The 9,802-nt window shown below is 71.3% G+C and carries 10 protein-coding genes; 3 read left to right on the plus strand and 7 right to left on the minus strand.

Features of this window, described 5'->3' with window-relative positions; all coding sequences use genetic code 11:
- Window positions 1-668 precede the first annotated feature (668 nt).
- Window positions 669-2,408, plus strand: a complete 1,740-nt coding sequence (locus ACIBPB_RS32640; protein ID WP_396843119.1) for a bifunctional metallophosphatase/5'-nucleotidase — start codon at window positions 669-671, stop codon at window positions 2,406-2,408.
- 204 nt (window positions 2,409-2,612) lie between these two features.
- Here the strand turns inward: ACIBPB_RS32640 and ACIBPB_RS32645 are convergent, their stop codons facing one another.
- The gene (locus tag ACIBPB_RS32645; protein WP_396843120.1) at window positions 2,613-3,902 is read right to left on the minus strand and encodes an MFS transporter; all 1,290 of its coding nucleotides are present in this window, start codon (window positions 3,900-3,902) and stop codon (window positions 2,613-2,615) included.
- A gap of 110 nt (window positions 3,903-4,012) precedes the next feature.
- Here ACIBPB_RS32645 and ACIBPB_RS32650 point away from each other — a divergent pair, with 110 nt between their 5' ends.
- On the plus strand, window positions 4,013-4,486 hold the full coding sequence (locus ACIBPB_RS32650; protein WP_396843121.1) for a hypothetical protein: 474 nt from the start codon (window positions 4,013-4,015) through the stop codon (window positions 4,484-4,486).
- A gap of 149 nt (window positions 4,487-4,635) precedes the next feature.
- Here the strand turns inward: ACIBPB_RS32650 and ACIBPB_RS32655 are convergent, their stop codons facing one another.
- From ACIBPB_RS32655 to ACIBPB_RS32680, 6 genes are all read right to left on the minus strand, one after another.
- Window positions 4,636-5,748: a calcium:proton antiporter gene (locus ACIBPB_RS32655; protein WP_396843122.1), complete on the minus strand. Its 1,113-nt coding sequence runs from the start codon at window positions 5,746-5,748 to the stop codon at window positions 4,636-4,638.
- A gap of 114 nt (window positions 5,749-5,862) precedes the next feature.
- Window positions 5,863-6,567, minus strand: a complete 705-nt coding sequence (locus tag ACIBPB_RS32660) for a hypothetical protein (RefSeq protein ID WP_396843123.1) — start codon at window positions 6,565-6,567, stop codon at window positions 5,863-5,865.
- 203 nt (window positions 6,568-6,770) lie between these two features.
- The gene (locus ACIBPB_RS32665; RefSeq protein ID WP_396843124.1) at window positions 6,771-7,256 is read right to left on the minus strand and encodes a PH domain-containing protein; all 486 of its coding nucleotides are present in this window, start codon (window positions 7,254-7,256) and stop codon (window positions 6,771-6,773) included.
- A 194-nt stretch (window positions 7,257-7,450) separates the two neighbouring features.
- Window positions 7,451-8,104, minus strand: coding sequence for a Type 1 glutamine amidotransferase-like domain-containing protein (locus ACIBPB_RS32670; protein ID WP_396843125.1), 654 nt, complete (start codon window positions 8,102-8,104; stop codon window positions 7,451-7,453).
- A gap of 356 nt (window positions 8,105-8,460) precedes the next feature.
- Window positions 8,461-8,634 carry a hypothetical protein gene (locus ACIBPB_RS32675; RefSeq protein WP_210885721.1) on the minus strand — a complete coding sequence of 58 codons (174 nt, stop codon included), beginning with the start codon at window positions 8,632-8,634 and terminating at the stop codon, window positions 8,461-8,463.
- Complete coding sequence (locus tag ACIBPB_RS32680) at window positions 8,631-8,849, minus strand: flavin reductase (protein WP_396843126.1); 219 nt, start codon at window positions 8,847-8,849, stop codon at window positions 8,631-8,633. Before ACIBPB_RS32680 ends, ACIBPB_RS32675 begins: the two co-directional genes overlap by 4 nt.
- Window positions 8,850-9,333: 484 nt before the next feature.
- On the opposite strand from ACIBPB_RS32680, the gene ACIBPB_RS32685 reads away from it, so the two are divergent.
- Window positions 9,334-9,558: a winged helix-turn-helix domain-containing protein gene (locus ACIBPB_RS32685; protein WP_356987768.1), complete on the plus strand. Its 225-nt coding sequence runs from the start codon at window positions 9,334-9,336 to the stop codon at window positions 9,556-9,558.
- The last annotated feature ends 244 nt before the right edge of the window (window positions 9,559-9,802 follow it).

A 9,802-nucleotide genomic window follows, 5' to 3' on the forward strand; every position in this document is an offset into this window, starting at 1 on the left:
CGAGGTCCGTGGCAGGGCCGGGCCGCATGGTGTGAGGTCCGTGGCAGGGTCGGGCGGCACGGCGTGAGGGCCGCGGCACGGTCGGTCGTTGCTCCACATCGGACCAGGTGAAAGGTCATCCGGAACGGCGAAGACGATCAACTTTCGGGTGCCGCCGACCGCCCCCACGGACGCATTTGTTGACGCCGAAGAGGTTGCTGCAGGTAGGAGTTTGCCGGTGAATGGGGGACCTGGGGTGGCGGGGGTGCGGGTACCTGGCGCTGACCCCCGCGGAACGCGACGCCGGCTCCCCGGTCCCTGGAGCCGGCGTCGCGCCGGTCCGCGGCGCGCCCGCCGGTGCTCTCGTCGCCCAGCGGGCGTGCTCAGCCGAGGTGCCCCAGCGGACGTGCTCAGCCGAGGTGCCAGGTGACAGCGGGCGGTCGTGAAGGAATTCACCTGACCGTCATGTCGGACTCGCCGGGCAGACCGGCACAGGTCGCCCCCCGGATCCACCATTCTCGGTGGCCGCCCCGGTCGACCGAACGCCCAGTGGATGAGAAGCTTGCCCCCGGCGGGGCGGCGTTCCCCCGATTGCCGCCTTGCGCGCCGACCCCTGTCACGGCACGGATCAGGGTCGCCGGGCGAACCATCGTCCGGACAACCACGCGCCGAACCTCATGAGGAGTTCCATGTCCGTCCCCGGGATGCGTCGGGCCGCTGTCGGCCTGGCCGCACTCGCCGCGACCGCGTTCACCGCGGTCGCCGTCCACCCCGACCAGGCCGAGGCCGGTCCGAAGCCGGTGGACGTCAAGCTGCTCGCCATCAACGACTTCCACGGCAACCTCGAGCCGCCGACCGGCTCGAGCGGCACCATCGACGGTAAGGCCGCCGGTGGCGCGGAATACCTGGCCACCCAGCTCGACATGCTGCGCGGCACCACGAAGAAGGAGCGGGACCACACTGTCACGGTCGCCGCCGGTGACCTGATCGGCGCCTCCCCGCTGCTCTCCGCGGCCTTCCACGACGAGCCCACCATCGAGGAGATGAACCTCGCCGGGCTCGAGTTCACCAGCGTCGGCAACCACGAGTTCGACGAGGGCGCCGCCGAGCTGCTGCGCATGCAGAACGGTGGCTGCCACCCGGTCGACGGCTGCGGCGACGGCACCCCGTTCAAGGGCGCCGACTTCCAGTACCTGTCGGCGAACGCCTTCAAGACCGCCACCGGCAAGCCGCTGCTGCCGCCGTACGGGATCAAGAAGATCGACGGCATCAAGATCGGCTTCATCGGGATGACCCTTGAGGGCACCCCGCAGATCGTCAGCCAGCAGGGCGTCGCCGGGCTCAGCTTCGCCGACGAGGCGGACACCGCCAACAAGTACGCCCGCATCCTGCGCAAGCAGGGCGTGGAGTCCATCGTCGTGCTGCTGCACGAGGGTGGCGTGCAGAACGGCGGCGGCATCAACGACTGCACCGGGTTCAGCGGCCCGATCGTCGACATCGCCAACCGGATGGACCCGGCCATCGACGTGATCGTCAGCGGGCACACCCACGCCGCGTACAACTGCAACATCAACGGCAAGCTGGTCACCAGCGCCAGCTCCTTCGGTCGCCTGGTCACCGACATCGACCTGAAGATCGACCGGCGGACCAGGGACATCGTCAGCGCGTCGGCGAACAACGTCGTGGTCACCCGGGACGTCCCGAAGGACCCGGCCAGCACCGAGCTGATCAACCACTACAAGACCGCGCTCGGCCCGGTGGCCGACAAGGTGGTCGGCGAGACCACCGGCGTGCTCACCAAGACTCCCGAGAACCTGTACCAGACCGGGGTCGACGCCAACGGCAAGCCGACGTACATGTTCGGTGAGTCGCCGCTCGGCAACGTGATCGCCGACGCGCAGCTCGCCGCGACCGACAACGAGCAGAACGCGGTCGCCGCGTTCATGAACCCCGGCGGGGTCCGCGCCGACCTCGACGCCGGCCCGGTCACCTACGCCGAGGCGTTCACCGTCCAGCCGTTCGCCAACAACCTGGTGACCCTGGACCTGACCGGCGCGCAGCTCTACTGCCTGCTGGAGCAGCAGTTCACCACCGCCAAGGTGCTGTACGCCTCGTCGACCGTGCACTACGTCGTCGACGTCAACGGCACCACCGCACCGGTCGCCACGCCGTGCAGCGGCACCCGGGTGGTCCGGGGCAGCCTCACCATCAACGGCACCCCGGTCACCGACACCGCGACCTACCGGGTCACGGTGAACAACTTCCTCTCCGGCGGGGGCGACGGCTTCAGCGTCCTCACCGGTGGCACCAACGCGGTCACCGGCATGATCGACCTGGACGCCTTCACCGCGTACCTGACCGAGAAGTCGCCGGTCTCCGCGCCGGCGCTGGACCGGATCCAGACCACCGCGGAGGTTCCCGCCGCCTGACGGGATCACCCGTGAACGGTCCCCGGAGCGCCTGCTCCGGGGACCGTTCGCGTTCCGGGCCCGCGCCCGCCGCGCCCGCCGCACCCAGCGGCCGTCAGTCGTCAGCCGCCGGCCGCCATCCGCCGGCCGTCATCCGCCAGCCCGTAAACCGGCAGCCGTAAACCGGCAGCCCGTGAAAACCGGCAGCCCGTAGACCGGCGGGTGTCAGCCGGCGGCGGGTGCCAGCTCCGCCGCCCGGTCCGCCGCCGGGGCGGGACGGCCGTCCTGGACCGGGGTGAGCAGCCGGCGCAGCGACAGTGCCAGCACCGAGGCGACCAGGCAGCCGCCGACCACCACCGCGACCCAGAGCCGCCCGTGTGCCGCGCCGAGCAGCGGGCCGGCGGTGACCGGGCCGATCACCCCGCTGATCCCGAAGATCATCGAGCTCATCGCGTTGTACCGGCCGCGCAGCTCGTCGGTGGCGAGCGCGTTGGTCAGCGCCGGCATCACCGGCGAGAGCATCGTCTCGCCGAAGCCGAAGATCGCCGAGCAGGCCACCACGCCGAGCGCGGCCAGCAGCGCGTTGCCCGGGCCGATCAGGCCGGCCGCGCCGAGGACCAGCCAGGCGGTGGCGAAGACCGCGCCCACCGCGGCGAGCGCGCCCGTCCGGCTGCGCGCCTCCAGCCGGCGGATCACCAGCAGCTGGGCGAACACGATCATCACGGTGTTGCCGGCCAGGGCCCACGCCACCACCCGGGGCGACACCTCCACCACCCGCACCGAGTACGCCGCGAAGCCGACCTCGATCTGCGCGTACCCGCAGGTGGTCAACACCAGGCCGAAGAGCACCAGGCGGCGGAACGGCCGGTCCCGCAGCACGGTGAGGTAGCCGCCGGCGGCCCGGGTGGCCGTCGCCGACCGCTCCTCGGCCAGCCGGTGCCCGACGTGCGGCAGGGTCAGCAGGATCAGGGCCGGCATCAGGTAGCTCAGCGCGTCCAGCAGGTAGATCGCCTGGAAGGTGACCGGGCGGGCGACGTCGACCACCGCGCCGGAGATCAGGCCGCCGACCCCGATGCCCAGGTTGAGCAGGGCGAAGTTCAACCCGAACACCCGCTGCCGCTCGCCGTCGCCGGTGAGCGAGGCCAGGATGGTGTTCTGCCCGGACCAGATCGCCGAACTGCCCACCGCGATCAGCGTCATCACGCCGAACGCCATCGCGGTCGAGTCGACCAGCGCGAGCGAACCGGTGCCGATCGCCTCCACCGCCAGGCAGGGCAGCACCACCCGCCGGGCGCCGAACCGGTCGATCAGCGTGCCGCCCAGCGGGGACAGCGCGAGGGTGACCGCACCGAACCAGCCGATCACCAGGCCGGCCCGGGTGTCGGTCAGGCCACGGACGTCGGTCAGGTAGATGAACAGGAACGGCAGGGTCAGGCCGCGCCCGACGGCCGACAGCAGGGTGCCGATCAGGATCCGGCGGGCTTCGGGACGGGCGGGCAGGGCGCGGCGCAGCATGGCTGGATTCTCCGGGGCGGGTACGACGGGCCGCGAACCGTTTACCCTGCCGGACGTGCCCGGCAGAGCCGCCACGTGAGCAAGCACACGTCGTCTGCCATGCTGGGCCGGTGACCACGACCTGGCGACACCTGCCCGCACCCGCCCGGGAGATCGCGGCGGCGGCCACCGAGGCGGTGGCCGCAGCGCGGGAGCGGGACGTCGAGGCGTACGAGTCGGCGGTGCTCCGGCTCACCGCCGCCGACCGGGCCGGCCTGGTGCTGGGCGGGGTGGTCCGGTTGCTGCTGGAGGAGACCCACCCGGACGGCCTGACCGGCGACGACGTACGCCAGGTGTTGGAGCGCTGCGTGCGTGGGGCCGCGACCTGGCGGACGGACGTCGACCCGCACGTGCTGCTGGTCCTGCTGGCCGGCGCGCTCGGGGTGTACGACCCGGGCGACGATGACGCGCCACCCGACCCGGCGGCGGTCGCCCGGCACGCGCCGTTGCTCGTCGCCGACCTGCTGGCGGCCGCCGGCCGGCCCCTGGCCGGCTACCTGGAGGCCGCCTTCGCCGAGGTGGCCCGCACCGAGCTGCACGACTGAGCCGGCGGCCGGTGGACCGCCCGGCCGAGCCCGGCGGACGGCGGGCCGCCGGGCTGAGCCGGCGGTCATCGAGCTGCCGGGCTGAGCCGGCGGTCATCGAGCTGTCCGGCTGAGTCGGTGGTCATCGAGCTGCCCGGCTGGGCCGGTGGTCAGGGGCTCGCGGCGAGGAAGATGAACGCGGCGAGCAGCGACAGGTGCACCCCGGCCTGGAGCACGGTGGCCCGGCCCGGCACCACGGTCAGCACCCCGGCCAGGGCGGTCAGGGCGAGCAGGGTCAGCTGCGTGCCGCCGAGGCCCAGCAGCAGCGGGCCGTCCAGCCAGATCGAGGCCAGGGCGATCGCCGGGATGGTCAGGCCGATGCTCGCCATGGCGGAGCCCAGCGCCAGATTGAGGCTGATCTGGACTCGCCGCCGGCGCGCCGCCCGGGCGGCGGCCAGGGTCTCCGGCAGCAGCACCAGCAGCGCGATGACCACCCCGACGACGGCCTGCGGCAGGTTCGCCCCGCTGACGCCGGCCTCGATCGCCGGAGAGATTATCTTCGCGTCGCCGACCACCGCCACCAGGGCCACGACCAGCAGCGCCAGGCTCGCGACCGCGGTCCGGGTCGAGGGCGGATCCGCGTGCCCGTCGCCGTCGGCGTCCTCGGCGAGGATGCTGCCCTCCTGGGTGACCGGCAGGAAGTAGTCCCGGTGCCGGCCGGTCTGCACCAGCACGAAGAGCCCGTAGAGCGCCAGCGACGCGACGGCCGCGAAGGCGAGCTGGGGTGGGGTGAACTCCGGCCCGGGCCGGCTGGTGGTGAACGTCGGCACCACCAGGCTCAGCGTGGCGAGGGTGGCCACGGTGGCCAGCGCCCCGCCGGTGCCCTCCGGATTGAAGACCGCCACCCGGTCGCGCAGCGCCCCGAGCAGCAGGGACAGGCCGAGTATCCCGTTACAGGTGATCATCACGGCGGCGAAGACGGTGTCCCGGGCCAGCGCCTGGGTCTTGTCCCCGCCGCTGATCATGAGCGTCACGATCAGGCCGACCTCGATCACCGTGACCGCCACCGCGAGGAGCAGGGAGCCCAACGGCTCGCCGACCTTGTGCGCCACCACCTCGGCGTGGTGCACGGCCGCCAGCACGGCGCCGGCCAGCAGCGCGGCGACCAGCACGATGAGCGGGCCGGCCAGGTCGCGGCCCCAGGACGCGGCGAGCACCACGACGGCGATCAGGGGTACGAGGGTGGTCCAGTCGGTCAGGCGGGATCGGTTCGGCGCTGCCATCGAACAACTCTGCCAGGAAGATCCGTCCCATGCCCAGGCGATCGGGCGGATCTTCGGCGATCGTGAAATACCTAACCGGGGTACGGTCCCCGCCGACGCGGGCTCGCCGGCCGGTCAGGACCCGGTCGTCTGGTAGCAGCGGAGCGCCGCTTCGGCGAACGTGACGAGGTGTCGGTGGCCGCCGGGTGCGTTGCCCTGCTCCTGGATGACCAGCAGGGTGGTTCCGGCCCGGACCAGCACGCTGTCGCATTCCAGCGCGCCGCTGCCGCAGCTGAGGTGGATGCTGTCCTCGCCCAGCCGGGGTCCGGGCGCCACCGCGTAGCGGTACCGGTCGCCGGACGACGCCACGACGGTGGGGCAGCGGGCGACGAGGGCACGCAGGTCGGCCAGCGCGCGTACGGCGCCGTCATCGGCGTAGGTCCGGAGGACCTCGTTTCCCACCCAGAGGTCGTCGGGCCCGACCTCGAAGGCGAGGGTCGCCGCGGCAATCGCCGTCGGGGTCCCGGTCAGCCGGGACGCCGACAGCAGCGGGATCAGGTCCGCACAGGGCGCGTCGGCGCCTGGACGCTGCTCGCCCGCATCCGCCGCCATGGCCGTCGCGATCTGCACGCTGGCTCCGGGCGGCAGCGCGTCCGCGGTTATCAACCGGGCGGACAGCGCCGCGGAGTAGCCGGCTCCGCCGCTGGCCGGGACCGCCGGCTTCGTCGGGGCGACCGAGCCGGTCACCGGCGCCGGCTCGGCCGCCGGCCGGGCGGTCGTCGTGCCGCACGCGCTCATCATGCAGACGGCCAGCACCGCGACCGACCTACCCAGCACCATCCGGAGCACCGGCCGACCACCTCTCGCGTGAGACGCGCCACGCTACCAGTGCGTGCCGTCGGCCGCCGGAACGCATCGAGGCCCCTCCGTGTCGGGGCCCCGATCGCCGCTGTCACCTCCGGTGGCAGTGGCACTGACCGGAGAAGACGGGCCGTCTCCGCTCGTCCGGCCGGGTCGCTCGCCGTCGTCGCCCAGGGCGTCACTCACCCGGCAACGCCACTCGCATCGACCTCCCGCCGGTGCTGGCGGGCCCGCCGTTCGAGGTAGTCAGCGACGTCGTCCGCTCGGGTCCGGCGCCCGAGCCAGCGGCTCAGGTTCGACTTCTGCGGGGCGGGAGCCAGCACCCGACCGCCGTCAGCGCAGGTGATGGCGATCCCGTAATAGCCCGCGTCGCACCGCACAACCGCTGACCACGGAACGCGGACCGTACGCCACGGGCCGCGCAGGACCAATCCTTCGGGACCGGCGGACAGCCGAGGGTGGAATGTCTGCCGCCACAACAGGAACGCCAACATGCCGTACGGGACCACGAGGGCGAGCGCCAGACCCAGCTCGCCGTCGGGGGCAAGAGCCTGGTAGGCGACGAACACCATCACCCCTATGGCGATGACGCCCAGCAGCAGGCCGGCGAAGACCCGCACGGCGACACCCAGTCGCCAGACCCGCTCCTCGTGCACGTCGATCGGCACGCCCGACCCCCATCCATCCGACGCGATCACGGCAAGCGCCGTCGGCTCCGTCCGCGAGCATCCGCAGCGACATCATCGTCGGCTGTCCACGCCATGCCCAGCCTCGGGCGGGCTCCCCGCCGCCCCCACGAAGCGGATCGTTGACGGGTGTCAGGCGGCCGGCGCTTCGCCACGCCGATCGCTGCTGGCCGCGGCTACGAGGGGAACCGCCTCCAGGTCCCCTCGGAAACCACCTGGACGGTGCCGTCGGTGACCCTGATGGCCGTCTGGTCGTCGATCGCGTACGCCGGACCGGCGATCTCAGCCGCCCATCTCTCGGCATCAGCCATGGTGTTGTCCGGCTCGAGGCCCAGGTGCGGGAAGATCGAAAAGTCGACGACCCCCAGGGTGCGGTCGTCGGGCGCGGACTGCCATTCGACGAAGTCGGCACCGATCCGGGGGGTCAGCACCATGCTCCCCGCACTCAACCCCACCCAGACGGTGTCCGGCAGCGACGGCAGGAGATCCGCCAGCCCGGACTGCCGCATCCAGTGGGACAGGTACGTCGCATCGCCGCCGGCCACGAGGATGACGTCAGCCTCCCGGACCCAGGGGACCCACCGCTCTTCGCCGACGCTGGGCAGCGCGGTCAGCTCGAGGACGCCCAGCGACTTCCAGCCCAGGCCGCACATGGGTAGCGGCGTCTGACCGGTGATGAAGCGCCAGGCCGAGGGCGGCCCGCCCATGGGGTAAGTCGCCGTAGGGATACAGAGGGCATTGGATTCGGTGATCGGCTTGCCCAGCAGGTCCACCAGCGCATCGCGGATGCTCGGGTTCGTGACACCTGCGGACGTGAGAAGGAGTTTCACGCTTGCCTCCTGTGCGTAGCGGTCATGACGCTCTTCCCGAGCGTTGCGTGATCGGGTGTACAGGAAGACAGACGCGAGACCGTAGCGAAACTCATCGCTGCTGCCGCCGAGGGGCAGTTGGCGTCACGGTCCGTATCCGGCGGGCTCAAGCGGAAGCACGAGAGGGCACATCCAAGGATCGGATGTGCCCTCTTACCTGGTCGGGGTGGCCGGATTCGAACCGACGACCTCTTCGTCCCGAACTGTCGGCGAGCCGGTCGGATCAGGCTCGATGCGAGGTCAGGCAGCCTGTTGGTGTACTGCTCGGCCTGGTTCGGCTGGCACGGTTGCTGTACTTCGCTGCTGTACTGCTGGCATCAGATCAGGCGCTGGATGCGGACCTTCGGGCGCTCATTTCTGAGGTGGCTCTGCTTGTGCTGGCGGACTTGCTCCTCCCAGACCTCCTGGTCGTAGTCCGGGTCCGGCGGGGTCCACCTGTGGGAGCCGTCGCTGTAGTGGAACTTCTCGTCGCCGCGTCGAAGGATGCTCATCGGGTCCAACCCAGGAAGCGGTGGTGCAGGTGGCCGGCGGGAACATTGGCCAGGTCCTGGGCGGCGTCGACGAGCTGGGCGGCCAGGTAGAGAGCCAGCGACACCGGGGCGCGGTCGTACTCCGCTCGCAGCTCCCGCCGCCGGGTCTGGCAGGGCCATTCCCCCGCACAACCGCCGCAGGTCCAGGCAGGTTTGATCGGGTGGTGGGTGGTCACCGCGGGCCGTTTTGGCTGGGCCAGTGGCCGCGGTTGATCGGGATGCGGTGCCGGCTTCGGCAGTGCAGGTTGCTTCCGCAGCGGCAGAGCTGTCGCCAGTGCCGCCATGACCAGACGGGCCGATGACGGCGGGCGAGAGTCAGCGCCACCGCCAGGACGTACTCGTCGTACGAGACGCGCCGCCGGCCGTCGTACTGCCTCGGGTGGTACCCGGTGTCCGACACGGCACCTGCGGTCGAACCAGTTGCATCGTTCGGTCTAGTCACCGTGCCTCCCGCCGACGCTTGCGGTCCCGTGGGCACCCGATCAGCCGTGCCCGGAGACAGGGCACCCACGGCAGGACGACCCGGCCGCCAAGCTGGGTAGCCCCACGAGCAACTTAGGACGCAATGTGCGCAGGGTCAACAGCTACGACACATAGCGTTGTAAGTCGAGCCGAAGGTGTGGTCTGCTTGCACCAGCCGCCAAGCTGGGAGCACCACCGATGTCTGAAGCTGCATACCTACAGGTCGCCAGGGATATCCGAGAGCAGGTCAAATCCGGCCAGTTGAAGCCGGGCGACAAACTGCCATCGTTCGCCGCCCTCTGCGAGCACTACGAGGTCAGCAACACCGTCATCCGCGCCGCCATGCTGCTACTCAAGGCCGAAGGGCTGATCGACGGTCGGCAGGGCAAGGGCGTCTACGTAGCCAACCCGCTTCCTCGGTAAGCCGGACTCTTCGAACCTCGACCCCTCGCTTGTAAGTTCTGGGCGTTCCGTCCGGGCCGGTCCGCGCGCGTGTCTGACCTCGGCTCGTGGTCCGCTGTTGTCCGGCGTGGCGCCTCCCCGTCCAGCCCTGTTGCTGTCAGCAGCAACGGGCTGTCGGCTCCGCCTGAAAACTAACCCCGTGGTTCCGGCTGAAGGTTGACCCCCTCCGGAAGCATCGGGAGGTGCTGAGCGTGGAGGACTGGGC

This window comes from Micromonospora sp. NPDC049836 (genome assembly GCF_044465125.1).
Classification (GTDB): Bacteria; Actinomycetota; Actinomycetes; order Mycobacteriales; family Micromonosporaceae; genus Micromonospora.

Coding starts and splice junctions, on each gene's coding strand:
- ACIBPB_RS32640 (WP_396843119.1), top strand. CDS start 669: ATGTCCGTCCCCGGGATGCGTCGGGCCGCTGTCGGCCTGGCCGCACTC.
- ACIBPB_RS32645 (WP_396843120.1), bottom strand. CDS start 3,902: ATGCTGCGCCGCGCCCTGCCCGCCCGTCCCGAAGCCCGCCGGATCCTG.
- ACIBPB_RS32655 (WP_396843122.1), bottom strand. CDS start 5,748: ATGGCAGCGCCGAACCGATCCCGCCTGACCGACTGGACCACCCTCGTA.
- ACIBPB_RS32660 (WP_396843123.1), bottom strand. CDS start 6,567: ATGGTGCTGGGTAGGTCGGTCGCGGTGCTGGCCGTCTGCATGATGAGC.
- ACIBPB_RS32675 (WP_210885721.1), bottom strand. CDS start 8,634: ATGAGCATCCTTCGACGCGGCGACGAGAAGTTCCACTACAGCGACGGC.
- ACIBPB_RS32685 (WP_356987768.1), top strand. CDS start 9,334: ATGTCTGAAGCTGCATACCTACAGGTCGCCAGGGATATCCGAGAGCAG.